Origin of the sequence: Micromonospora inyonensis (assembly GCF_900091415.1) — a bacterium.
GTDB lineage: Bacteria > Actinomycetota > Actinomycetes > Mycobacteriales > Micromonosporaceae > Micromonospora > Micromonospora inyonensis.
In genome coordinates this window covers 3,211,877-3,235,339 of the sequence record NZ_FMHU01000001.1, presented here as the reverse complement: position 1 = coordinate 3,235,339, position 23,463 = coordinate 3,211,877, and the positions used below count along the sequence as shown (strand labels likewise).

The following is a 23,463-nucleotide window of genomic DNA, read 5'->3' as shown; positions in this document are numbered from 1 at the left end:
CGGGTCGGGACGGGTCAGCCGCGTACGACGGCGCGGGGGCGGGGCTGGCAGCGGGGGCAGCTGTACGACGACCGGTTCATGAACGGCTCCCGCCGGATCGGCGCACCGCACCGCCGGCACGGCTCACCCTCGCGGCCGTAGACGTTCAGGGACCGGTCGAAGTAGCCGCTCTCGCCGTTGACGTTGACGTACAGCGCGTCGAAGCTCGTGCCGCCGACCGTGATCGCCTCGCCGAGCACGTCCCGGACGTGGCCGAGCAGCCGCGTCACGGCCGGACCGGTCAACGCGCCGGTGGGGCGCGCGCCGTGCAGCCCGGACCGCCAGAGCGCCTCGTCGGCGTAGATGTTGCCGACCCCGGAGATCAGGGTCTGGTCGAGCAGGGCCCGCTTGACCTCGGTACGCCGCCGTCGCAGCGCCGCCACGAACCCGGCGTCGGAGAAGTCCGGGTCCATCGGATCCCGGGCGATGTGCGCGATCTCGCCGGGCAGCTCCGCCCCACCGGCGGAGACGGCGAGGCCGCCGAACGTGCGCTGGTCGACGAAGCGCAGCTCCGGCCCGCCGTCGGCGAAGGTGAACCGGACCCTCAGGTGCAGCTCGTCGGGGGCGTCGGCGGGCTGGACGAGGAGCTGGCCGGACATCCCGAGGTGCCCGACCATCGCGTCCCCGCTGTCGAGCGGGAGCCAGAGGTACTTGCCGCGCCGCCGGACGTCCCGCACGGTCCGGCCGGTGAGCACGTCCGCGAAGTGCGCCGCGCCGGGCAGGTGCCGGCGCACCGCCCGGGGGTGGCGCACCTGCACCGCGTCGATCCGTCGACCGGTGACCCAGCGGGCCAGTCCCTGCCGGACCGTCTCCACCTCGGGCAGTTCAGGCACGACCCGGCTCCGGGTGGGCGTCCCCGTCGACGTCCGCCGCTGTCCGACCGTCCACGCCGTCGTCGGCCGCGATCCGACCGTCGGGGACACCGGGGCCGGCCACGACCACCTCGGCGACGGTGACCGCGACGGCACCGTCAGCTGCGGCAGCGGTCCGGCCCTCGGCCGGCGCGATGGCACCGTCGGCGGTCCGGGCACCGCCCGTGCTCCCGGCGGTGGCGGTGCCGTCGGCGGCGTCCGCCTCGGCCTGCTCGGTGAGGGTGCGCCAGGCCGACTCGGCCGCCCGCTGCTCCGCCTCCTTCTTGCTGCGCCCCTCCGCGCCGCCGTACCGGTTGCCGGCGACCACCACCCAGGCGGTGAACGTCTTCAGGTGGTCCGGGCCGGTCCCCTCGATGCGGTACTCCGGCACGCCCAGGCCGAGCGCGGCGGTCAACTCCTGGAGGCTGGTCTTCCAGTCCAGTGCCGCCCCCCGACCGGCCGACTCGGCCATCAGCGGGTCGAAGAGGCGGTGGATGACCTCCGCCGCGATGTCCAGGCCGTACTGGAGGTAGATCGCGCCGAGCAGCGCCTCCAGGGTGTCCGCGAGGATGCTGGCCTTGTCCCGGCCGCCGGTCGCCTCCTCACCCTTGCCGAGGAGGAGGTACTGACCGAGACCCTCCGGCCCCAGCCCCCGGGCCACGTCGGCCAGCGCGCGCATGTTGACCACGCTGGCCCGCAGCTTCGCCAACTGCCCCTCCGGCAGGTCGGGGTGGTTGTTGAAGAGCGCGGCCGTGACCACCACCCCGAGCACCGAGTCGCCGAGGAACTCCAGCCGCTCGTTGGTGGGCAGGCCACCGTTCTCGTACGCGAACGAGCGGTGCGTCAGCGCGCGTTCCAGCAGCTCCGGATCCAGTGACACCCCGAAGGCCGCCTCCAGATGGCCCACCGGGGCACGGCGGCGCTTGTCGTTGTTCATGGGATCACCTCGGTGTGCGTGGTGCGGTCGGAAGTGTCGGCGGGGCGGCCGGCGGCGAGCAGCGCGGCGACCCGGGCCGTGGCGTCGCACCGCCAGAGGTGGGCGGCGAGCGCGATACCGGAGGCGACGTCCTCCCCGGCCGCGGAGCCGTGGCACACGACCACCGTCCCGGCCACACCGAGCAGGGCCGCGGCCCGGGGCGCGCCACCGCCCTCCGGCGGACCGCCGGCCATCGCGTACGCGCCCTCGACCGCCTTGAGCAGCACGTTACCGGTGAAGCCGTCGGTCACCACCACATCGGCACGCCCGCCGAGCGCGACGTCGTAGCCCTCGACGAGGCCGACGTACCGGCCGTCACAGGGCAGCGACAGCGCCGCCAGGAGCGGGTCCGCGGCCCGGCGGAGCCGGTCCCCCTTGCCGGGCTCGGTGCCGACCGAGAGGAGTCCGACCCGGGGGCCGGTGATCGTGTGGGCGACTGCGGCGTACGCCGTCCCGAGCACGGCGTGCCGGGCGAGGGTGGTGCTCCGGGGTTCCAGGTTGCCGCCGACGTCGAGCAGCACCACCGGGCCGGCGACCGCCGGCAGGGTGGCGACCAGGGCCGGGCGGCGCACGTCCGGCCAGCGGCCGAGGCCGAGGGCCGCGGCGGTGACGGTGGCGCCGGTCGACCCGGCGGAGACGACCGCGTCCGCGGTGCCCTCGGCCACCGCGGCGACCGCGGCACGGACGGTGGTCGCGGCCCGGGGCGCGCGGGTGGGCTGGTCGGCCATGGTGACGGCGTGCCGGACCTGGCGCACGGTCACCCGGCTGCGCTGCTCCGGGGTGAGCACGCCGACGAGCCCGCCGGCCACCTCGGAGGGGCCGACGAGCAGCAGGTGCAGGTCCGGGTCGGCGCGCAGGGCCCGCAGAGCGCCGTCAACCACGACGGCGGGTGCGTGATCCCCGCCGAGGAGGTCGACGGCGATCCGCGCGGTGCCCGGCTCCGCCGGAACGCCGGCCGGGGCTTCCCGGCCGGCGACGTCGGGAGCCGGTGCACCGGGCGATCGCCAGGACGTGCGCGCCACCCGACCCGAGGTCGGAGGCGTCACCCGGCGTCCAGGTCAGACCTCGAGAACCTGGCGGCCGTTGTACGTGCCACAGACGCCGCAGGCGGCGTGCGGCAGCTTGGCCGACTTGCACTGCGGGCAGGCCACGGTCGCGACCACGGCCGCCTTCCAGTTCGCCCGGCGGGACCGGGTGTTGCTGCGCGACATCTTGCGCTTCGGGACGGCCACGGTTCCTACTCCTCTTTACGGGTCAGTTGCGACAGGCCCGCCCAACGCGGGTCGACCTGCTGGTGACTGTGGTCGGCCGGCAGCTCGTCCCCGTGCACCCCGCACTCGGGGCACAGTCCTGGGCAGTCCTCCCGGCAGCGCGGGTTGGTCGGCAGCGTGAGCACCACCGCGTCCCGCAGTGCCGGCTCCAGGTCGATCAGATCGCCCTGCATCCGGCCCACCTCGTCCTCCTCGGTCGTGGCGTCCGTGGTGCTGTTCTCGTACGCGTACAGCTCCTGGATCGTCACGGCCACGGAGGTGTTGATCTCCCGGAGGCACCGGCCGCACTCACCCCGCACGGGACCGGAGACGGTCCCCGAGACGAGCACGCCCTCGGACACCGACTCCAACCTCAGGTCGAGGTCGAGGTCCGCGCCCTCCGGCACGCTGATCAACTCCACGCCGAGGTCCGCCGGTGCCGGGGCCACCCGCTTGACCGTACGCAGAGCGCCAGGCCGGCGCGGTAGCTCCCTCGTGTCGAGGACCAGCGGCGACCTGGGGTCGAGGTGCGATGGCGAGTGCTTGGGCATAGTCAGACTCCGGCCGTGGACAGGCCGACACAAGAGGTTACCTGGACCGTCGCCCCACCGTCGAACCGGGGGCGACAGCCAGTCGCACCCCGGCCGGCCGCTGAGGTGCCGCTCAGAAGGTTAGCGGGCGCTCCGAGTCGTCGCCTCCGAAGGTGCCGATCTCCCGCAGTGCGTGCATCTTGTCCCGGCCGCGCTCGATCGAGGCGAGGGCCCGGGTCAGGAACTGTTCGAAGTTGGCCAGCGCGGTGTCGACGTAGTCGTCGACCTCCTCACGCAGCCGCTGGGCCTCGGCGCGGGCCTCGGCGATGATCCGTGCGCCCTCGTGCTCGGCGGAGACGGTGATCTCGTTGACCGAGACCAGTCGGGCGTGCTCGGCCTCACCCTCGCTGATGATCCGGTCGGCCTCCCGCTTACCGGCATCCATGATCTTGTCCCGCTCCTCGAGGAGCGCCGCGGCCCGGCGCAGGTCGGCGGGGAGCTCGGCGCGCAGCTCGTCGAGTGCGGCGATCATCTCTCCCCGGTCGACCATGCAGGTGTTCCGGGACATCGGGACGGAACGGGCCGTCTCCACCATGGTGATCAGTTCGTCGATGCGGTCGAGCGGGTCCACCGTGTACCTCACTCCTGTCGTCGTCGGCCGACCTCCATGATGCGGTCCACGGCCGGGTTCCTGCTGCACCCATCATGCGGGGTGGGGGCGAGAGCCGGTCCATCCCGCCCACCCGGCGCGTCGCCGCGCCGCCCGACCGGGGCGTCAGCCCCGCCGCTGGACGGTCAGCCGGGCCCGCAGCTGTTCCCGGACCAGGTCGGGCACGTGCGGCGACACGTCGCCGCCCCACTTGGCGACGTCCTTCACCAGGCTGGAGGAGAGGAACGAGTAGAGCGGGTTGGTCGGCATGAAGAGCGTCTCCACCCCGGCCAGGCCGATGTTCATCTGGGCCATCTGGAGTTCGTAGTCGAAGTCGCTGACCGCTCGAAGCCCCTTGACCAGGACGCTCGCCTGCTGCTCCCGGCAGAAGTCGACCAGCAGGCCCTGGAAGGACTCGACCCGGACGTTGTCGTAGGAGGCGGTCACCTCGCGGAGCATGGCGAGCCGCTCGTCGATGGTGAACAGGCCGCTCTTGGACTGGTTGATCAGCACGCCGACGATCACCTCGTCGAACAGCCGGCTGGCCCGACCGATGATGTCGAGGTGTCCGTTGGTGACCGGGTCGAACGAGCCGGGACAGACCGCACGTCTCATGATCGGCGACCGTACCAAAGAGTGGTCTCGCCGTAGCGCCGGCTGCGCTCGGCGGTGACACCCTCCACCCACTCGACGGGCCCGGACCGGGTCGCGCGCTCGACGACCACCAGGGCGTCGGGGGCCAGCCAGCCGCCGTCGACCAGGGCCGTCAGCACCGCGCTGACCTCCCGGTCGGCCACGGCGTACGGCGGGTCGGCGAAGACCAGGTCGTACGGCCCGCCCTCCGGGCCGGCGGCGAGCACGGTGGACACCTTCCCGGTCACCAGCCGGGCGGTCGGAGCGGCCCGGAGCAGGGCGATGTTCTCCCGGACCACGCGGGCGGCGCGCGGGTCGGACTCGACCAGCAGCACGTGCCCCGCGCCCCGGGAGACCGCCTCCAGCCCGACCGCGCCGGACCCGGCGTAGAGGTCGGCCACCCGGGCCCCGGTCAGGTCCAGGCTCGCCTCGACCGCGCTGAACAGCGCCTCGCGCACCCGGTCGGAGGTGGGTCGGGTACCGGCGCCGGGCGGCGCGGCGATCCGCCGTCCGCCGAGCGTCCCGGCCACGATCCGGGTCACCGTCGCTCCCTCTCCATGGCCCAGACGCTACGCGATCGCTTCACCGCCTGAGTCGACCCGACCCGAGCGTCGGTGCGCCGTCGACCTTCCCGGTCGACGGCGCCCCCTCGGTCCTCCTGTGGAGCATCAGCCCTTCTCCAGGTACTCCGCCCGCTCCTCGTCGACCAGGGCGGCGACCGAGGCGGCCAGGGCGGGGTGGCGGGCCAGCTCCGGATCCTCCTCGACCAGGGTGATCGCCTCGGCGCGGGCGTCGCGGATCAGGTCGGCGTCGCGCAACAGGGAGAGCAGCCGCAGGTGCGAGCGGCGGCCGGACTGTGTCGCGCCGAGCACGTCGCCCTCCCGGCGCTGTTCGAGGTCGAGTTCGGCGAGCTTGAAGCCGTCGGTGGTGGAGGCGACGGCGTCCAGCCGCTCCCGCGCCGGGGTGCCCTCGGTCGCCTCGGTCACCAGCAGGCAGAGCCCGGCCGCCGAGCCCCGCCCGACCCGGCCGCGCAACTGGTGGAGCTGGGACACGCCGAACCGGTCCGCGTCCAGCACGATCATGACGGTGGCGTTGGGGACGTTCACGCCGACCTCGATGACCGTGGTGGCGACCAGCACGTCGCGCCTGCCGTCGGCGAAGGAGCGCATCACCGCGTCCTTCTCGTCGGCGGGCAGCTTCCCGTGCAGCACACCGATCCGCAGCCCGTGCAGTGGCCCCTCGGCGAGCAGCGGGGCCACCTCGGTCACCGCCAGGGGTGGCCGTCGCCCGGTGTCGTCGTCCTTCGGGGGCTCCTCCTCCGCGCTCGCCCCCTCGCCGATCCGGGGGCAGACCACGTACGCCTGGTGGCCGGCGGCGACCTCCTCGCGCAGCCGCCGCCAGGCCCGGTCCAGGTAGGCCGGCTTCTCGGCGGCCGGCACCACGTGCGAGGCGATGGGCGAGCGGCCCTGTGGCAGCTGGGCGAGGGTGGAGACCTCCAGATCGCCGTAGACGGTCATGGCGACCGTGCGCGGGATCGGGGTGGCGGTCATCACCAGTACGTGCGGCGGCTGGTCGGCCTTGGCGCGCAGGGCGTCGCGCTGCTCCACCCCGAAGCGGTGCTGCTCGTCCACCACGACCAGCCCCAGGTCGGCGAAGTCGACACCTTCGTAGAGCAACGCGTGGGTCCCGAGCACGATGCCGGCGCGTCCCTCGGCCACCTCGGCCAGCGCCCGCCGCCGGGCCGCCGCGCCCAGCGAGCCGGTGACCAGCTCGACCCGGGTGGCGTGCTCGGCGGCGCCCAGCTCGCCGGCCTGCGCGAGCGGGCCGAGCAGTTCCTGGATGCCCCGGTGGTGCTGGGCGGCGAGCACCTCGGTCGGGGCGAGCAGCGCCGCCTGGCCACCGGCGTCGACCACCTGGAGCATGGCCCGCAACGCGACCAGGGTCTTGCCCGAGCCGACCTCCCCCTGCAACAGCCGGTGCATCGGATGTGCGGTGGCCAGGTCGGCGGCGATCTCCCGGCCGACGTCGCGCTGACCGCCGGTCAGCTCGTACGGCAGGCGGGCGTCGAAGGCGGCGAGCAGCCCGTCCGGTCTCGGCGGCCGGGGCCGGGCCGGCCAGTCGGCGGCCCGGTGCTTGCGCTGCACCAGCGTCACCTGGACGGCGAACGCCTCGTCCCACTTCAGCCGCCGCCGGGCCCGGTAGAGGGCCTCCTTGGTGGACGGCCGGTGGATCTCCCGCAGGGCAACGTCCAGGCCGACCAGGTTACGGGTGGCCCGGACCGTGGCCGGCAGCGGATCCTCCGGCGGGGTGAAGGTGTCCAGGACCGTGCGGACGCACGTGGCGATCACCCAGGTGGGCACCGCCGCGGCGGCCGGGTAGACCGGGATCAGCGCCCCGGCGAACTCCTCGACCTCCTCGTTGGCCGCCGCCTCACCCTCGCCCCCCTCGCCGAGCAGGACGTACTCCGGGCCGTTGAGCTGCCGTCGGCCCCGGAACTCGGTGACCTTGCCGGCGAACAGCCCCCACCGGCCGGGCCGCAGTTCCCGTTCCCGCCAGGCCTGGTTGCCGAAGAAGGTGAGGGTCAACAGGCCGCCGGAGCCGTCCCCGACGGTCACCTCCAGCAGGTTGCCCCGGCGCTGCCGCATCGGCCGTACCGCCGTCTTCTGCACCTGCGCCAGCACGGTCACCTGCTCGCCGACGTCCAGCGAGCGGATGTCGGTGTGCTCGCCGCGCTCGTCGTACCGGCGGGGGAAGTGGTAGACCAGGTCACCCGCGGTGTGCAGGTCGAGATGGCCGGCGAGGGCCTTCGCGGTCTTCTCCCCGACCAGCTTCTTCAGCGGCGTGTCCGCCGTCGACGACTCGGTCACTCGACCCCCACCAGGAGCGGATAGTGCGGCTGGCCCCCGGCGTACGCCTGGACCTCCACGAACGGCCAGCGCCGGGCGACGTGCGCGCGGACCGCGTCGACCAGCCCGGCCGGCGCGTCCGCTCCGGCGAGCAGGGTGACCAGTTCCCCGCCGCCGCCGAGCATCCGGTCCAGCAGGGCGGTGCAGGTGTCGAGCAGGTCCGCGCCGATCAGGTGCACCTCCCCCTCGACCAGGGCGAGCACGTCACCCGCGCGGCACGGACCGGCGACGGTGAGCGCCTCCCGGCGGGCGTGGCAGACCTCGGCGTACCGGCAGGCCCCGGCGGCCTCGGCCATCGCGATCACGTCGTCCTCGAAGGGGCGTTTCGGGTCGCGGACGGCGAGGGCGGCGAGCGCCTGCACCGGGGAGCGGGTCGGCACCACGCTCACCTTCACCCCGAACGGGTGCGCCTGGCGGACCACCTCGCCCGCCACCGACGCGGTGGCCGGGTCGTTCGGCAGGACCACCACCCGGGCCGCGCCGGTGGCCCGGACCGCGTCGAGCAGTTCCCCGATCGAGGGGTTGGCGGGGACCACGGTCGCGCCCTCGCGGGAGAAGATCTCCGTGATCCCGGCGCCGGGAGCGACCACCACGGCCGCCCGGGCCGCGCCGTCCGGGGCGGGCGGCGGGGCCGGTGCCGGCTGGTCGGCGAAGCGGGTGACCGAGATCCGGTACGGCCGTCCGGCCGCCACCCCGGCCTCGACCGCCGCGCCGACGTCGTTGACGTGGACGTGGACGTTCCAGGTGCCGGGCTGCCCCGGCGGCGGGTCGTCACCGACCACCACCAGCGAGTCGCCGAGCGCGTCGAGGGCGCTGCGCATCCGGGCCACCGCCGCCGGCTCGGCGTCGAGCAGGAACTGCACCTCGTAGGCGTACGCGTCGGAGCCGGTCTCCCGGGCGGCGGTGGCCGGCGGACGGACCGGACGGGACTCCGGCGCCGGGCGAGTCTGCGGTTCCCCGGTGACCACCTCGACCAGGGCGTCCAGCAGGAGGCAGAGGCCACGGCCACCGGCGTCCACCACCCCGGCACGGGCCAGCGCCGGCAGTTGCTCCGGGGTGCGCGCCAGTGCCCGGGTCGCCGCGTCGGCCGCCGCCCGGGCCACCGCCTGGAGATCGTCGCCGGCGGTCTCCGACGCCCCGCCCGCCGCCGCGGCCACCACGCTGAGCAGCGTCCCCTCGACAGGGTGGGCGACCGCCGCCCGCGCGGCGGCGGAAGCGACCCGCAGGGCCTCGGCCAGGGCTCCGCCCCGGATCACCGGGACGGGGGCGAGGGCGTCGGCCAGACCGCGCAGGATCTGCGAGAGGATCACCCCGGAGTTGCCCCGGGCACCGAGCAACGCCCCGCGCGCCATCAGCCGTAACGCGTGGCCGTGCGCGGTGGTCCCGCCCTCCGGTGAGGTGTCGAGGTCAAGCCCCAGCGCCTGCTGGGCGGAGGTGAGGGTGAGCACCAGGTTGGTGCCGGTGTCGCCGTCGGGAACCGGGTAGACGTTGAGGTCGTCGATCTCGCCCTGGTGGCGGCGCAGCGCCGCGAGCCCGGTGGCACACCAGCGGCGCACCGCTACCGCGTCCAGGGTCTCCAGCACGGCCGAAAGCCTACTGGCGGACACCGACAGCCGCCGGGCATCATCGTCGCCGACCCGGTGCGCGCCGGGGTTCGCCAACCGGCTCCGGCCCGTCGCGGCGGTCCGGTCGGGAGCCGGTTGGCTGGTGTGCGGGGGCATCGGGTAACCTGACCAGGTTGCCCGGGCAGCACCTGCCGGCGACCCTCGTGAACGAACAAATCCCAGGAGTATCCCGTGGCTAGCGTGTGCGACGTCTGTGGCAAGGGGCCGGGCTTCGGCCACAACGTGTCCCACTCGCACCGGCGGACCAACCGCCGCTGGAACCCGAACATCCAGTCGGTGCGTACCCCGGCCGGTGGCGGCAACACCAAGAAGCTCAAGGTCTGCACCTCGTGCATCAAGGCCGGCAAGGTCACCCGCGCCTGACGCGGTAACACCGCGCCCCACCGTCGTCACTGCCGGCGGACCCCCGTGGTCCGCCGGCACTGTCGTGTAGGGTCACGGCCCCCGGTCGGCCCGATCTCCGCGCTCCCACGGGATCGCGGCCAGCGCCCTCCCGCCCCGCGCGGGACCGACTCCCCGCGTACCGAACACATTCGGAGGGCCGCCCCGTGGCGCTGAGCCTCGCCCGAGACGAGATGATCATCGTCGGGGTGCCACCCGGTCTGCTCGGCGTGCTGGACGAACTGCTCCCCGCCGGCAGTGTGATGATCGTCGAGGATCCCGAGCTGATCCGTCGCCGTGACCTGCACGAGGCGCTGGCCGGGCTGCCGTTCGTCTCCCGGGTGGTGCCGGCGGCGTACCAGCCGGACGGGCTCGACGTCGACGCGCTCCTGGCGGCCGAGCCGACACTCGCCGCCGCCCGGCTGGTCATGCCCGGCGTGGAGTACGCGGTCACCGCCGCCGCGCGGTTGGCCGAACGGCTCAACCTGCCCGGCGCCGGGGAGGCCGCCGCCCAGACCTTCACCGACAAGCACCGGCTGCGGCGGCTCGCCGCCGGCCACGGCCTGCCCAACCCGGCGTACGCGCTGGTCCGCACTCCGGGCGAGGCGGAGGCGTTCGCCCGGCGGTCGGGCGGGCGGTGTGTGCTCAAGCCGACCCGACGCGCCGGCAGCCTCGGGGTGCAACTCCTCGACGGCCCGGACGCCGTCGCCCCCGCCTGGGCGGCCACGGTCGACCCGCCCGGTTCCCCCGACGAGGCCGCCGTGCCCACCGAGGTGCTGGTCGAGGCGGCCCTGACCGGTTCCGAGCACAGCGTCGAACTGCTCGTGGCCGGGGGCGAGGTGATCTTCGGCAACGTCACCGACAAACGGGTTCGGCCCGGCCGGTACCCGGTCGAGATCGGGCACACCGTCCCGTCCGCACTACCCGGGACGCACCGCCGTGCCCTGCTCGACGTGGCCGGCCGCCTGGCCCGCGCCGCCGGCTTCCGCACCGGCGTGCTGCACAGCGAGTGGATCCTCGACGACGGGGTGCCGACCCTGGTGGAGTGCGCCGCCCGTCTCCCCGGCGACCTGATCGCCGCGCTGATCACGGTCGCCTACGAGGCGTCGTTCGTCGAGGCGTACCTGCGGGTGCTCCGCGGGGAACGCCCGGTGCTGCCGGCCGGGGCGGGCGGGGCGGCGGCGGTGGAGTTCCTGCTCGCCCCGGCGGGCACCGTCACCGCGATCGAGGGCGTCCGCCCGGCCGGCCGGGTGCCCGGCGTACTCGACCTGCGCCTCGACGTGGGCGTCGGCGACCGGGTGGCCGAGGTGGTCTCCTCCCGGCAGCGCAGCGGTTACGTGCTGGCCTGGGGTGCCGACCCGGCCGAGGCGGGGAACGCCGCGCGGCGGGCGGCCGGGCTGGTCCGCTTCACGGTGACCTGACCCCGGTCGGGCGCCGCCCTGCGCCGGCAGACGCCCGAAGTGGCCGCCCCCAGGCGGACGACACCGACGACGGCTGTCGGGTGCGGCCGGCGACGACTCGGAGGCGTCAGAGGGTGCGGCCGAAGGAGACGCAGCCCGGCGCGTCCCGGTAGTAGCCGAAGTTGGGGATCCGCTCGTAGCCGGCCGCCTCGTACATGGCGATCGCCTCGGGCTGCCGGTCCCCGCACTCCAGGACGATCCGCTTGCGGCCCCGCTCCCGCGCCGAGCGCTCCACCGCCGCCAGCACCGCCCGGGCCACTCCCCGGCCCCGGGCCGCCGGGGCGGTGTACATCCGCTTCACCTCCGCCACCTCGCCGGTGTCGCCGTGGCTGCGCCAGCCCCCGCAGCCGACCGGCTCCCCGTCGAGGTACGCCACCAGGAACGTGCCGTCCGGCGGTTCGAACTCGGTGGCGTCGACGGGGGTCTCGTCGCCACTGCCGCCGTACCGGGTGCCCAGGTCGGCCATGGTAGCCCGCACCAACCGCTGCGCCACCTCGGAGTCGAAACGCAGCACGCGGATCTCGATGTCGCTCACCCCCGAAGGGTACGACCGGCATCGGCCCGGACCGGGGCCGCCCGGCCCCGACCTTGTCGTACGTCACTGCCCGGTCGAGTCGACTCGACCCAGCGGGCGGGCGGATCGGGCCGGGCCGGGCCGGGCGCGATGTTTGCAGGGGTCCCCTGCTACACAAAATCCGGTAGCAGGGGACCCCTCCAAACATCCGGCGGGGGCGGCGGCACCGAATCAGCGGAAGTGGTCCCAGCCGGCCGGGCCGTCCCAGGGTTCGCCGTCGACGGTCACCCCGCTCCCCTCGGCCACCCGGCCGACCACCCGCCAGGGCGGCGGCAGCACCACCGCCGGGGGGAAGGTCGCAGCCAGGGCGTGGTCGTCGCCGCCCCCGAGGATCCAGGTGTACGGATCGACGCCGAGCGCCTGGGCGGCGTCGGCCATCTGCCGGGGCACCTCGAAGGCGTCGCGCCGGACGTCGACGGCGACCCCGCTGGCCCGGGCCACGTGCCCGAGGTCGGCCAGCAGCCCGTCCGAGACGTCGATCATGGCGGTGGCGCCGAGGCGGGCGGCGTACGGCCCGGCCGGGTACGGCACCTCCGGTCGCCGGTACGCCTCGACCAGCAGCTTGGGCGTCCGGAACCCCCGGGACAGCACGGTGTACCCGGCCGCCGCGTACCCGATCCGCCCGGCCAGGGCGAGCACGTCGCCGGGGCGGGCACCGGAGCGGAGCACCGGGGGACGGCCCCCGAGGTCGCCGAGGGCGGTCACCGCGACGGTCAGTGTCGGGCTCGCGGACATGTCGCCGCCGACCACGCCCGCCCCGACCCGACCGGCCTCGGCGGCCAACCCGTCGGCGAGCCCCTCCGCCCAGGCCACGTCGAGCCCCGGCGGCAGGCAGAGGGCGACCAGCAGGGCGGTCGGTGTGGCGCCCATGGCCGCGATGTCGGCGAGATTCGCCGCCGCCGCCCGGTGCCCGACGTCCACCGCGCTGGACCAGTCCCGCCGGAAGTGCCGCCCCTCCACCAGCACGTCGGTGGAGGCGACCACCCGGCGGTCCGGGGCCGCCACCAGTGCCGCGTCGTCGCCCGGGCCGAGCAGGCAGGCCGACCCGTACGGCAGCCGGGCGGTCACCCGGTCGATCAGCCCGAACTCTCCGCTGCCCACGACGCTCCTGTCGTTTCCGGCGTCACCGTTGCTGCGCTCCGCGCCGCTGTGCTCGCTCACCGCTTCTCCTTGACCACCGATCGGGGTCGGACCTGGTGGGTAGGGTAGTTTCACTCCTCGGGCCGCCCCTGGTGGCGCCGGACGGAGGTCGAGTCGTGGTACAGGCGTACATCCTCATCCAGACGGAGGTCGGCCGGGCGCGTGACGTGGCCGGTGTGATCGCCGAGATTGCCGGTGTCGTACAGGTCGACGCCGTCACCGGGCCGTACGACGTGGTGGTGCTCACCGAGGCGAACAACGTCGATGAACTCGGCAAACTGATTGTCAGCAAGGTGCAGATGGTGCCCGGCATCACCCGCACCCTGACCTGTTCGGTGGTGCGACTGTAAGTGGACGACGAGAAGACTCCCCCCACCGCCCCCGGGAAGACCACCGCGGACACCGGCGCGACGCCGGCCGCCCCGGCGGAGACCGGCGCGGAGCCGGACCGCGCGACGCCGACCGGCGCCGAGGCCACCGCCCCGGCGAAGCGGCGCGGCGGCTGGGACCGGACCACCCGGAACGCGGCCCTGGTCGCCGCGCTGGTCGCCCTGCCGGTCACCGTGGCGGTGGCCGGATTCACCTTCAACTCGCTCTCGTCGGACGAGCCGGCCGCCACGCCGAGCCCGAGCGAGACCGTGCAGGCACTCGGGCCGAAGGCCACCACCCCGGTGCAGATGGCCGCCGAGCCGCTGGCCGAACGCCCCGCCACGGTCTGCCGGGCGTTGCTGGCGAAGCTGCCGTCGACCGTCCGGGAGCTGCCCCAGCGACCGGTCACCGCCGGCCCCGAGCAGAACGCGGCGTACGGCGACCCGGCGCTCACCGTGTCCTGTGGCGTTCCCGAGCCGGCCATCCCCGCGACCGACACGGTCTGGGTCGTCGAGCAGGTCTGCTGGCACGCCAGCGAGCAGAGCGACGTCACCGTGCTCACCACCGTCGACCGGGAGGCCGCGGTCCGGGTCACCGTGCCGAAGCGGTACGAGCAGCCGTTGCAGTGGGTGAGCCCGATTTCGGAGGCGATCGTCGCCTCCATCCTCACCGCCGGCCCCGTCCCGTCCGGTTGCCGGAGCTGAGGTTCGCCGCCGGGGCGGCCGGTCCCGCTCCGGGGGCCATCCCAGCGGGTTCACGTCCGGCCCGGTCCGGGGCGACCCCCCAGCGGGATCGTCCGCCCCGGCCCGGTCGCCGGAGGGCGCTCAGGCGCGCCGCAGGGCGGTACGGATCAGCCGGTTCACCAGCTTCGGGTACTCCAGCCCGGAGGCGGCCCACATCCGGGGAAACATCGACGACGGGGTGAAGCCCGGCATCGTGTTCACCTCGTTGAGGTAGACGTCCATTTCCGGGGTGACGAAGAAGTCGACCCGGGCCAGGCCGGCGCAGTCCAGGGCGGTGAAGGCGCGGGTGGCGTACTCGCGCACCCGTCGGGTGACGTGCTCGGGTAGCCCGGCCGGGATATCGTACTCGCAGGCGGAGTCGGCGTCGATGTACTTCGCCTCGAAGTCGTAGAAGTCGTGGTCGCCGACGACCCGCACCTCGGCCAGGACGGACGCCTCGGGCGCGCCGCCGGCCTCCCCCTCCAGCACGCCGCACTCGATCTCCCGGCCGACGACGGCCGCCTCGACCAGCACCTTCGAATCGATCTGGCGGGCTACGGCGATGGCCGCGTCGAGCTGGGACCAGTCGGTGACCTTGCTGATGCCGAAGGACGAGCCGGCCCGGGAAGGCTTGACGAACACGGGCAGGCCGAGGCGCTGCTTCTCCTCCTCGGTCAGGGTCGCGCCGCTGCGCAGCACCGCGTACGGGCCGACCGGGATGCCCTCGACGGCGCAGAGCTTCTTGGTGAACTCCTTGTCCATCGCGGCGGCGGACGCGAAGACGTTCGCCCCGACGTACGGGATGCCGGCCATCTCCAGCAGCCCCTGGATGGTGCCGTCCTCCCCGTACGCGCCGTGCAGGACCGGGAAGACCACGTCCACCCCGGCCAACGCCCGGGGCCCATCGGTCGGGTCGAGCACCATCAGCCCGCTGCTGGTCGGGTCGGCGCGGAGCACCACCTCCGCCCCGGTGGCCGAGGTGATCTCCGGGAGCCGACGGTCGGTGATCGCCAGGCGGGACGGATCGCCGTCGGCCAGCACCCACTGCCCGGCGCGGGTGATCCCGACCGGCACCACCTCGAACTCGTCCGGGTCCAGCGCGCCGAGCACACTGCCCGCGCTCACGCAGGAAATGCCGTGTTCGGGGCTACGGCCGCCGAAGACGATGGCGACGCGGGTCTTGCCTGGGGTGGTCACTGGCTTCATCTCCGGTTCGGCGACTGCGGTGGCCCGCGAGCCCGCTGGCGGCGCTCGCCTGGTCGACCCTACTGTGCGTGGCGACGCGCCGGTGCCGATACCCGGACCCGCCGCCATCCTCTCCGCAACCGGTCTACCCGTCCTATACGGTGCGTGGTGCCGCCGTCGAGGACGCACAGGTCGATCGGCGGGCACTACCCTGCCCTGGTGACCAGTGCCGACTCCTTGATCGCCAGTCTCACCGCCGCCGTGGACGCCCGTCCGGACGACCTGCCGCTGCGCCTGCACCTGGCCGGCCTGCTGCTCGACGCCGGGCGCACCGGGGAGGGGATCGCCCACCTCGGACAGGCACTCACCCGCGACCCGGGCGACACCGGTGCCCAGGCGCTGATGCAGCGGGCGCTGGGCACCCCCCCGGGCGCAGCCGCCGCCCCGGGCGCAGGCACCACCCCGGGCGCAGGCACCACCCCGGGCGCAGCCGCCGCCCCGGGCGCAGGCGCCACCCCTGGTCCGGCCGTGGCTCCGGACTCCCCCGGCGATCCACTCGCCGCGTACGAGCGGGAGCTGGCGGACGTCGTACCGCCCCGGTTCGTCCGGTCGGGAGACGAGCCCGAGCCGGTGACCGGTGAGGCGGACCGGGTCTACGACGTGGAGACCTCGACCGTGCGGCTGGCCGACGTCGGCGGCATGGAGGCGGTGAAGGAGCGGCTGGAGCTGGCCTTCCTCGGCCCGCTGCGCAACCCCGAGCTGCGCCGGATGTACGGCAAGAGCCTGCGCGGCGGCCTCATGCTCTACGGCCCACCCGGCTGCGGCAAGACGTTCCTGGCCCGCGCGGTCGCCGGCGAGATGGGGGCGAGGTTCCTGTCCCTGTCCATCGTGGACGTGCTGGACATGTGGATGGGCAACTCGGAGCGGAACCTGCACGAGCTGTTCCAGGCGGCCCGGCGCAACGCCCCCTGCGTGCTCTTCCTCGACGAGGTGGACGCGCTCGGGCACAAGCGCTCCAAGGTCACTTCCAGTTCGATGCGGACGGTCGGCAACCAGCTGCTGGCCGAGCTGGACGGCATGGAGGGCGACAACGAGGGCGTCTTCGTGCTGGCCGCCACGAACACGCCGTGGGACGTGGACCCGGCGCTGCGCCGGCCGGGGCGGCTGGACCGGATGGTGCTGGTGCTGCCGCCGGATCCGGAAGCCCGCCGCGCGATCCTGGAGTACCACCTGCGGGACCGGCCGATCGCCGGGATCGACCTGCGCAAGGTGGTGGCCGCGACCGAGGACTTCTCCGGTGCGGACCTGGCCCACCTGTGCGAGACCGCCGCCGAGTTCGCGATGGCCGACTCGGTACGCCGGGGCGAGGTGCGGATGATCGGGCAGGGTGACCTCGACCGGGCGCTGAGGGAGGTCCGGCCCTCGACGCGTCCGTGGCTGGCGACCGCTCGCAACGTCGCCATGTTCGCCAACGAGGGCGGCGTCTACGACGACCTGGTCGCCTACCTCAAGCGGCGCCGGCTGCTCTGATCCGGTGCCCCGGCAGTCGGTGCTCGGGCGGTCGGGGCGCACCGTGGGACGGGTCAGCAGCTGCCGTAACGGCGTCCCACGGCGATCACCTTGACCCGCTGCCGGCCGGCGCGGACCATACCGAGCGCCATGAAGGCGGCGGCGATCCGGTCGGCGGCGGCCCGGCTGCTCGCGCTGACCACCTGGCGTCGCCGCTCCGGCATGGTCCGCTCGTTGCGGAGCACGCCGTCGAGCGGGCGGACGTCGGTGAGCACCACCAGGAACCGGGTCACCGGGGACCACCTCCGCCGGTTCCCATCGTGCCCGGCGACACCCGGGGCAACGTCGGCCCCCCGGTGCCGAACGGCGCGTGCCGCGCCACGCCCCCCCACGCGTGACGCGGCACGCCGTACCGGACGGCCGCTCCCGTCGTCCGGCACTTCCCGGTGCGTCGCGCACTCCCCTGCCCGGGCCGGCAGTGGGGTCGCGGACGCCCGGCGTCAGGACGCACGGCGCACCTGCTCGGGCTCGGCAGTGGTGGCCGCGAGGCCGCCGGAGGAGTCCCGGCAGACGTAGGCGAGGTCGGCGTGGATCCACGTGCCCTCGTTGTCCCGCAGCACCGGGCGTGCGCACCAGCGGCAACGCGACACCCGAGGCCAGCAACCGGTGGTCATCGGCGATCCCCTTCCGGTGCGCCCTGGTGGGAGACACGTGGTGGTCGGGTGGGGGAGTGGGAACCCGACCACCACGCGTCTCATTTCCCCTCCGTCGCTCACCACCACCGTCGCCACGACCACCGGCGGTGAGGACTCGGTGACAGCCTGACACCTCGAACAGCATGAATGCAACTCTCATCCCCCCTCTCTCATGTACGTATTCCCATGGATCTGTGCGACGATCGGGGCATGGCACCGAAGACCGCCCGGGCCCGTCGGCTCGGCATCGCGCTGCGCAGCCACCGGGAAGCGGCCGGCCTGACCCTCGAGGCCGCAGCGGACGAGATCAACAGCACCCGCAGCACCCTGTCCCGCTACGAGAACGCCCAGACGCTGGTCAGCCCGGCCACCGTCCGGGCGCTGCTCACGCTCTACGGTGTCGGCGCGGAGGACGTCGACGCCGCCGTCGCGCTGGCCAAGGACGCCCGCAAACCCGGCTGGTGGGTGTCGTACTCGTACGTCCTCGACAAACGGACCATCGACTTCATCGCCCTGGAGGCCGAGGCGAGCGCCATCGCCAACTTCGAGCCGTCCGTGGTGCCGGGCCTGCTCCAGACCGCCGACTACATCCGGGCGGTGATGCGGGGCGGCCCGCACACGCTCACCGACGAGGGGGTCGAGCAGCGGGTGAAGGCCCGGTTGGACCGGCAGCAGCGGCTGACCGGGCCGGAGCCGCCCATCTTCGACGCGATCATCGACGAGGGGGCCCTGCTCCGCCCGGTCGGTGACCAGGCGGTGATGGCGGCGCAGCTCGACCACCTGCTCAAGATGATCGAGCTACCCAACATCACCGTCCAGGTCATCCCGCTGACGGCCGGTTACCACCGGGGCACCCGGGGCTCCCTGCACATCCTGGAGTTCCCCGACCCGGAGGACCCGATCATCGCCTCGGTGGAGACGGTGGCCGGTCAGATGGTCCTCGACCGTCCGGGTGAGCTGCGTACCTGCACCAAGATCATGGAACACCTGCGGAGCGTCGCGCTCAGCCCGGCGGACAGCCGCGACCAACTCGTTCGACTTCTGAAGGGACGGTAGACATGACACCGACGGCCCATCCGGCGCTGGCCACGGCCCGTTGGCGCAAGAGCAGCCACAGTGGAGACGAGGGCGCCTGCGTGGAGATGGCGGTCGTCCCGGGCACCGTCGCGGTCCGCGACTCCAAGGACCCGGACGGCCCGGTGCTCCTCTTCCCCCCGACCGTCTGGACCGCCTTCGCCGGCGCTCCGCCCGCGTCGGCCCGGGCGTGACGGACCGGGCTCTTTCCTGCACCCGACAGGAAGGGGCCCACCCACCCCTTCCTCAGGCCCCTCCTCCGCTCCGGCCTCCCGGGCGATCTCCTTGAGCGGCACGGTCAGGCCGCGCTCGGCGAAGAGCGCCGTCGCCGCCTGCCACAGGCGTTCGCTGTTGCGGCGGGCGTCCGACCGGGTGCACTCCACGGATCAGGTGGTGACGATCCCGCTCACCCCTCGGTCGCGGTCTCACCGACCAGGCGAGCGGTGACCGCGGTCGCGTCGAGTTCCGCCGAGCGGGTGACCGTGGGCACCAGGCCACACCGGGCCAGCGCCGCGCAGAGCGCGTCGACCTGACTCCCGCCGACCTCCACCACCAGGTGCCCGCCCGGGGCGAGCCACCGCACCGCGTCCACGGCCAGCCGGCGCAGCACGGCGAGCCCGTCCGATCCGCCGTCCAGCGCCACGGTCGGCTCGTGCAGGCGGGCCTCGGGCGGCATCAACTCCACCGCCGACGTCGGCACGTACGGCGCGTTCGCCACGACCAGGTCCAGCCGACCCCGCCAGTGGGCCGGCAGCGGGTCGAACAGGTCGCCCTCGTACACCGGCACGCCCAGCCCGGCCAGGTTGCGCCGGGCGCACGCGACGGCGGCCTGGTCGACGTCGGCGGCGGCCTGCCAGCGGGGCCGCAGCCGCCGTGCCAGCAGCAGCGAGACGGCCCCGGAGCCACAGCAGAGTTCCACCACCACCGGTTCCGGCCCGGCCACCGCCTCGGCGGCGGTGGCCAGCAACGCGGTGCGTCGCCGGGGCACGAACACCCCCGGTGCGACGGACACCCGCAGGCCGCCGAACTCGGCCCACCCGAGCAGGTGTTCCAGGGGATCACCGGCCACCCGGCGGTCGGCGAGCGCCGCCAGCGTCGCGGGTGAGTCGGCGGCGGCGATGAGCAGGTCCGCCTCGTCCTCGGCGAAGACACAACCGGCGGCGCGGAGCAGGTGCACGAGGGCGGGGCGGTCGGGATACGCGGTCACGCCGGGGACACGGCGTTCAGGGCGGCGGTCAGGTCGGCCACCAGGTCGGCGGTGTCCTCCACGCCGCAGGAGAGCCGGACGAAGCCCGGCGCGGTGTCGTCGCCCCACTGGGCCCGCCGGTCGGCGGTGGTGTGCAGCCCACCGAACGAGGTGGCGGCGGCGACCAGCCGCGACGCCGCGACGAACCGGGCGACCCGCCCGGCGTCGCCGAGGTCGAACGAGACGATCCCCGGCAGCCGGCGCATCTGGACCGACGCCACCGGATGGGACGGGTCGTCGGGCAGCCCCGGCCAGCGCACCCCGGTCACGTCGGGACGGTCGGCGAGCAGCCGGGCCACCGCCCCGGCGTTCGCCGACTGCCGGGCCAGCCGCAGGTCCAGGGTGGCCAGCGAGCGGTGCGCCAGCCAGGCGTCGAACGCGCCGGGCACCGCGCCGGTGGTGGTGCGCCAGGCGGTCACCGTCGCCAGCAGCTCGGCCGACCGGCTGGCGACGTAGCCGAGCAGCAGGTCGGAGTGACCGGTCAGGGCCTTGGTGCCGGAGGCGACCACCAGGTCCGCGCCGAGGTCCAGCGGGCGTTGCCCGAGCGGGGTGGCGGTGGTGTTGTCCACCGCGAGCAGCGCCCCGGCGGCGTGCGCCCGCTCCGCCAGCGCGGCGACGTCGCAGACGTCCAGGCCGGGGTTTGCCGGGGTCTCCAGCAGCACCAGGCGTATGCCGTGAAGCGTCGGGTACGGTCCGGCGGTCGGCGCGAACCCCACCGTGACCCCGATCCCGGCGAGGGTGTCGGTGGCGAAGGACCGGACCGGGAAGTACCCGTCGGCAGGAAGCAGCACGGTGTCCCCGGGACGCAGCACGGCCAGCAGCAGCCCGGTGATCGCGGCCTGGCCGCTGGCGAAGACCCGGCAGTCGCCCCCCTCCAGTTCCCCGATCGCCGCCTCGAGCAGCCGGCGGGTCGGGTTGTCCGGGCGGCCGTAGCCGTTCGGGCTGCCCGCCGGCCCCTGCCACGGGTCGAGGTGGTACGGCGCGGCGAAGACCGGACCGGGCAGGAACGGCTGCCCCGGGGCGGGTTCGGGCAGTCCGGCATGCACGCAGCGGGTCCCGTCCGCCCAGTCGACCGGCAGGGCGCTTCCCGGCTCCCCCGCGTCCATCCGTCCTACTCCGGCTTCGTGGTGCGACTCATCAGCGCCCGGACCGCCAGACGCGGGTCGACGCCCTCGTGACAGACCCGTTCGACCTGCTCGGTGATGGGCATCTCCACCCTGTGCGCACGGGCCAGGTCGCGGATCGCCAGGCAGCTCTTGACCCCCTCGGCGGTCTGCCGGGTGGCCACCTGCGCCTGCTCCAGGGTCTCCCCCCGGCCCAGGTGCTCGCCGAACGTACGGTTGCGCGACAACGGCGACGAGCAGGTGCCGACCAGGTCACCCATGCCGGCCAGGCCGGCGAAGGTCAGCGGGTCCGCGCCGAGCGCCACGCCCAGCCGGGCGGTCTCGGCCAGCCCCCGGGTGATCAGCATGGCGCGGGTATTGTCCCCGAAGCCCATCGCGGTGGCGATGCCGTACGCCAGGGCGATCACGTTCTTGACCGCCCCACCCAGCTCGCAGCCGATCACGTCGTCGTTGGTGTACGGCCGGAAGTACGGCGTGGTGACCGCGCGCTGCACCAGGGTGGCCCGCCCGATGTCGGTGCAGGCGACCACCGTGGCGGCCGGCTGCCCGGCGGCGATCTCGGGGGCCAGGTTGGGGCCGGAGACCACCACCACCCGGTCCGCCGCCACCTTGGCGGTCTCCACGATCACCTCGCTCATCCGCTTGGTGGTGCCCAGCTCGATCCCCTTCATCAGGGAGACCAGGGTGGCGTCCGGCTCCAGGTGGCTGGCCCACTCGGCGAGGTTGCCCCGCAGCGTCTGCGACGGCACCGCCAGTACCACCACCTCGGCCCCGGAGATCGCCTCGACGGCGTCGCCGGTGGCCGTCACCCGGTGCGGCAGGCGCAGGTCGGGCAGGTACTCCGGGTTGCGCCCCCGGAGCCGGATCGCCTCGGCGACCGGTGGCCGCCGCGCCCAGATCGCCACCTCCCGGCCCGCGTCGGCAAGGATCTTGGCGAACGCCGTGCCCCAGGACCCGGCCCCGAGCACCGCCACGTGCCCGCTCATCGCCGCCGGGTCCCTTCTCGCGGTCACGCGCCACCCCCCGGTTCCTCGATGCCGTCCCGGCTCGCTCCGAGCGCGCCCGGACGTCCCGGGCGTTGCCACAGCGGCGGTGGTGTGCCGCCGCGGATCCCGGCGAGCAGGTCGCGGATCCGGAGCATGATCTCGTCGGTCATCTCCTCCAGGGTCGCCTTGGTCGGTGGCGCGTCCGCCCAGCGGCTCAGGTCGACCGGCGGGCCGGCGGTCACGGTGACCGGGATCCTCGGACGCAGGCTCACCCGGTTGCGCCGGGAGTCGATGATCTTCTCCGGGCCCCACATCGCGAGCGGGACCACCGGCGCTCCGGTGGCCAGGGCGAGCCGGGCCGCCCCGGTCTTCCCGCGCATCGGCCACAGGTCGGGCTCCCTGGTGAGCGTCCCCTCCGGATAGATGATCACCGCACCGCCCTCGTCCAGCGCGGCGACCAGGGCGTCGAGGGAGCGGGCCGCGTCCACGGTGCCCCGCTCGACCGGGATCTGGCGGCAGCGGTGCAGGATCGACCCCACCAGCGGAACCCGGAAGACGCTGGCCTTGCCGAGGTAGCGCGGCCACCGACCGGCGTCGTAGACGAAGTGCGCGGAGACCAGCGGGTCGGCGTGCGAGAGGTGGTTGGGGACGATGATCACCCCACCGTCGCGCGGGATGTGCTCCATGCCGATCCAGGTGCGCCGCGTCCAGACGGTCATCACGGGCTTGACCAGCACCACGGCGAACCACTGCCAGAATCCCAGCCTGCGCCGTGCCACGCTGCCTCCTCGTTCCACCGCCCCGCGACCGCGTCCACCGGTGACGCCCGCAGCGAAATCATGCCTGCTTCCCCCGGTCGGGGCCAGCGAGGGTGCCGCGCCCCGGCTGGGGCAGGATGAGCCAGTGAGCGAGCCGAGCTGGACCGTGGTGGTGCCGGTGAAGCGCCTTGACGTGGCGAAGAGCAGACTACGCGGTGCACTGCCGGGCGTACCGCACGAGTCCCTGGCCCTCGCCCTCGCCCTCGACACGGTCCGCGCGGTGCTCGCCTGCGACGCGGTGGCCGCCCTGCTGGTGGTGACCGACGACCCCCGGGTCGCCCCGGCGGTCCGCTCGGCGGGCGCGCGGGTGCTGCCCGACGTCCCGGACGCCGGGCTCAACGCCGCGCTGCGGCACGGCGCGGAGACCGCCGGCGGTCCGGTGGCCGGGCTCACCGCCGACCTGCCCGCGCTGCTCCCGGCCGACCTGGGCGCGGCGCTGCGGGCCGCCGCCGGCACCCCGGGGGTACGCCACTTCGTCGCCGACGCCACGGGGGACGGCACGGTGCTGCTCGCCGCACCGGCCGGTGTACCGCTGGACCCGCGCTTCGGGGCCGGTTCGGCCGCCGCGCACGCCGCCAGCGGGGCGCTCCCCCTGGCCGGCGGCTGGCCGACCCTGCGCCGGGACGTGGACACTCCGGCAGACCTCGCGGAGGCCGCCCGACTCGGGCTGGGCCCGCACACCGCCGCGCTGGCCGCGCCCCGCTGCCCGGCCGCCGCCCCC

The 23,463-nt window shown here is 74.5% G+C and carries 25 protein-coding genes and 2 pseudogenes; 8 read left to right on the top strand and 19 right to left on the bottom strand.

Annotated features, from left to right (window positions below; genetic code table 11):
- Positions 1–14: 14 nt before the first annotated feature.
- From mutM to GA0074694_RS14630, 10 genes and pseudogenes are all read right to left on the bottom strand, one after another.
- The gene (gene mutM / locus GA0074694_RS14675) at positions 15–872 is read right to left on the bottom strand and encodes a bifunctional DNA-formamidopyrimidine glycosylase/DNA-(apurinic or apyrimidinic site) lyase (protein WP_091458313.1); all 858 of its coding nucleotides are present in this window, start codon (positions 870–872) and stop codon (positions 15–17) included.
- A 205-nt stretch (positions 873–1,077) separates the two neighbouring features.
- Positions 1,078–1,827, bottom strand: a pseudogene (gene rnc / locus GA0074694_RS14670) (ribonuclease III); the annotation flags it as partial.
- On the bottom strand, positions 1,824–2,789 hold the full coding sequence (locus GA0074694_RS14665) for a phosphate acyltransferase PlsX (RefSeq protein ID WP_245714755.1): 966 nt from the start codon (positions 2,787–2,789) through the stop codon (positions 1,824–1,826). The pseudogene rnc and the gene GA0074694_RS14665, both read right to left, overlap by 4 nt.
- A 135-nt stretch (positions 2,790–2,924) precedes the next feature.
- A complete protein-coding gene (gene rpmF / locus GA0074694_RS14660) occupies positions 2,925–3,098 on the bottom strand; it encodes a 50S ribosomal protein L32 (RefSeq protein WP_091458307.1) in 174 nt (57 codons plus the stop codon).
- A gap of 5 nt (positions 3,099–3,103) precedes the next feature.
- Positions 3,104–3,667 carry a YceD family protein gene (locus GA0074694_RS14655; RefSeq protein WP_091458305.1) on the bottom strand — a complete coding sequence of 188 codons (564 nt, stop codon included), beginning with the start codon at positions 3,665–3,667 and terminating at the stop codon, positions 3,104–3,106.
- 112 nt (positions 3,668–3,779) lie between these two features.
- Entirely contained in the window at positions 3,780–4,277 is a 498-nt protein-coding gene (locus GA0074694_RS14650; RefSeq protein WP_091459183.1) for an ATP synthase subunit B family protein, read from the bottom strand.
- Positions 4,278–4,421: 144 nt separating this feature from the next.
- On the bottom strand, positions 4,422–4,910 hold the full coding sequence (gene coaD, locus GA0074694_RS14645; protein ID WP_091458304.1) for a pantetheine-phosphate adenylyltransferase: 489 nt from the start codon (positions 4,908–4,910) through the stop codon (positions 4,422–4,424).
- Positions 4,907–5,470, bottom strand: coding sequence for a 16S rRNA (guanine(966)-N(2))-methyltransferase RsmD (gene rsmD, locus GA0074694_RS14640; RefSeq protein WP_091458303.1), 564 nt, complete (start codon positions 5,468–5,470; stop codon positions 4,907–4,909). The genes coaD and rsmD overlap by 4 nt, the downstream gene beginning before the upstream one ends.
- Before the next feature lie 126 nt (positions 5,471–5,596).
- Positions 5,597–7,795, bottom strand: a complete 2,199-nt coding sequence (gene recG / locus GA0074694_RS14635) for an ATP-dependent DNA helicase RecG (RefSeq protein WP_091458301.1) — start codon at positions 7,793–7,795, stop codon at positions 5,597–5,599.
- Positions 7,792–9,417, bottom strand: a complete 1,626-nt coding sequence (locus GA0074694_RS14630; protein WP_091459181.1) for a DAK2 domain-containing protein — start codon at positions 9,415–9,417, stop codon at positions 7,792–7,794. Before GA0074694_RS14630 ends, recG begins: the two co-directional genes overlap by 4 nt.
- Positions 9,418–9,630: 213 nt before the next feature.
- On the opposite strand from GA0074694_RS14630, the gene rpmB reads away from it, so the two are divergent.
- Positions 9,631–9,822 carry a 50S ribosomal protein L28 gene (gene rpmB, locus GA0074694_RS14625; RefSeq protein ID WP_011905179.1) on the top strand — a complete coding sequence of 64 codons (192 nt, stop codon included), beginning with the start codon at positions 9,631–9,633 and terminating at the stop codon, positions 9,820–9,822.
- A gap of 185 nt (positions 9,823–10,007) precedes the next feature.
- The gene (locus tag GA0074694_RS14620) at positions 10,008–11,261 is read left to right on the top strand and encodes an ATP-grasp domain-containing protein (RefSeq protein WP_091458299.1); all 1,254 of its coding nucleotides are present in this window, start codon (positions 10,008–10,010) and stop codon (positions 11,259–11,261) included.
- A 106-nt stretch (positions 11,262–11,367) separates the two neighbouring features.
- Here the strand turns inward: GA0074694_RS14620 and GA0074694_RS14615 are convergent, their stop codons facing one another.
- Positions 11,368–11,835 (bottom strand): GNAT family N-acetyltransferase, encoded by a 468-nt coding sequence (locus GA0074694_RS14615; protein WP_091458296.1) that lies wholly within the window; start codon positions 11,833–11,835, stop codon positions 11,368–11,370.
- Between the two features lie 210 nt (positions 11,836–12,045).
- The gene (locus GA0074694_RS14610; RefSeq protein ID WP_091458295.1) at positions 12,046–13,035 is read right to left on the bottom strand and encodes a thiamine-phosphate kinase; all 990 of its coding nucleotides are present in this window, start codon (positions 13,033–13,035) and stop codon (positions 12,046–12,048) included.
- A 95-nt stretch (positions 13,036–13,130) separates the two neighbouring features.
- On the opposite strand from GA0074694_RS14610, the gene GA0074694_RS14605 reads away from it, so the two are divergent.
- A complete protein-coding gene (locus tag GA0074694_RS14605) occupies positions 13,131–13,364 on the top strand; it encodes an Lrp/AsnC ligand binding domain-containing protein (protein ID WP_091458293.1) in 234 nt (77 codons plus the stop codon).
- Positions 13,365–14,087 (top strand): DUF3515 family protein, encoded by a 723-nt coding sequence (locus tag GA0074694_RS14600; RefSeq protein ID WP_091458291.1) that lies wholly within the window; start codon positions 13,365–13,367, stop codon positions 14,085–14,087.
- 120 nt (positions 14,088–14,207) lie between these two features.
- On the opposite strand, the gene GA0074694_RS14595 is transcribed toward GA0074694_RS14600, so the two are convergent.
- Positions 14,208–15,302 carry a D-alanine--D-alanine ligase family protein gene (locus GA0074694_RS14595; RefSeq protein ID WP_091458290.1) on the bottom strand — a complete coding sequence of 365 codons (1,095 nt, stop codon included), beginning with the start codon at positions 15,300–15,302 and terminating at the stop codon, positions 14,208–14,210.
- A gap of 207 nt (positions 15,303–15,509) precedes the next feature.
- On the opposite strand from GA0074694_RS14595, the gene GA0074694_RS14590 reads away from it, so the two are divergent.
- The gene (locus GA0074694_RS14590) at positions 15,510–16,820 is read left to right on the top strand and encodes an ATP-binding protein (RefSeq protein ID WP_218105688.1); all 1,311 of its coding nucleotides are present in this window, start codon (positions 15,510–15,512) and stop codon (positions 16,818–16,820) included.
- 53 nt (positions 16,821–16,873) lie between these two features.
- Here GA0074694_RS14590 and GA0074694_RS14585 read toward each other — a convergent pair whose 3' ends face one another.
- Positions 16,874–17,092: a hypothetical protein gene (locus tag GA0074694_RS14585; RefSeq protein ID WP_091458287.1), complete on the bottom strand. Its 219-nt coding sequence runs from the start codon at positions 17,090–17,092 to the stop codon at positions 16,874–16,876.
- A gap of 207 nt (positions 17,093–17,299) precedes the next feature.
- On the bottom strand, positions 17,300–17,473 hold the full coding sequence (locus tag GA0074694_RS31640) for a hypothetical protein (RefSeq protein ID WP_176737905.1): 174 nt from the start codon (positions 17,471–17,473) through the stop codon (positions 17,300–17,302).
- Between the two features lie 231 nt (positions 17,474–17,704).
- On the opposite strand from GA0074694_RS31640, the gene GA0074694_RS14580 reads away from it, so the two are divergent.
- A complete protein-coding gene (locus GA0074694_RS14580) occupies positions 17,705–18,550 on the top strand; it encodes a helix-turn-helix domain-containing protein (protein ID WP_091458285.1) in 846 nt (281 codons plus the stop codon).
- 2 nt (positions 18,551–18,552) lie between these two features.
- Positions 18,553–18,762: a DUF397 domain-containing protein gene (locus GA0074694_RS14575; protein WP_091458282.1), complete on the top strand. Its 210-nt coding sequence runs from the start codon at positions 18,553–18,555 to the stop codon at positions 18,760–18,762.
- A gap of 212 nt (positions 18,763–18,974) precedes the next feature.
- Here GA0074694_RS14575 and GA0074694_RS14565 read toward each other — a convergent pair whose 3' ends face one another.
- From GA0074694_RS14565 to GA0074694_RS14550, 4 genes are read right to left on the bottom strand one after another with little or no spacing between them, the layout of a single operon-like run.
- A complete protein-coding gene (locus GA0074694_RS14565; RefSeq protein ID WP_091458280.1) occupies positions 18,975–19,775 on the bottom strand; it encodes a putative protein N(5)-glutamine methyltransferase in 801 nt (266 codons plus the stop codon).
- Positions 19,772–20,920: a cystathionine gamma-lyase gene (locus GA0074694_RS14560; protein WP_091458277.1), complete on the bottom strand. Its 1,149-nt coding sequence runs from the start codon at positions 20,918–20,920 to the stop codon at positions 19,772–19,774. Before GA0074694_RS14560 ends, GA0074694_RS14565 begins: the two co-directional genes overlap by 4 nt.
- Positions 20,921–20,925: 5 nt before the next feature.
- Positions 20,926–21,924 carry an NAD(P)H-dependent glycerol-3-phosphate dehydrogenase gene (locus GA0074694_RS14555; RefSeq protein ID WP_091458274.1) on the bottom strand — a complete coding sequence of 333 codons (999 nt, stop codon included), beginning with the start codon at positions 21,922–21,924 and terminating at the stop codon, positions 20,926–20,928.
- A gap of 23 nt (positions 21,925–21,947) precedes the next feature.
- Positions 21,948–22,703, bottom strand: a complete 756-nt coding sequence (locus tag GA0074694_RS14550; RefSeq protein ID WP_091459177.1) for a lysophospholipid acyltransferase family protein — start codon at positions 22,701–22,703, stop codon at positions 21,948–21,950.
- Positions 22,704–22,827: 124 nt separating this feature from the next.
- On the opposite strand from GA0074694_RS14550, the pseudogene cofC reads away from it, so the two are divergent.
- Positions 22,828–23,457 (top strand): annotated as a pseudogene (gene cofC, locus GA0074694_RS14545) (2-phospho-L-lactate guanylyltransferase); the annotation flags it as partial.
- Positions 23,458–23,463 lie beyond the last annotated feature (6 nt).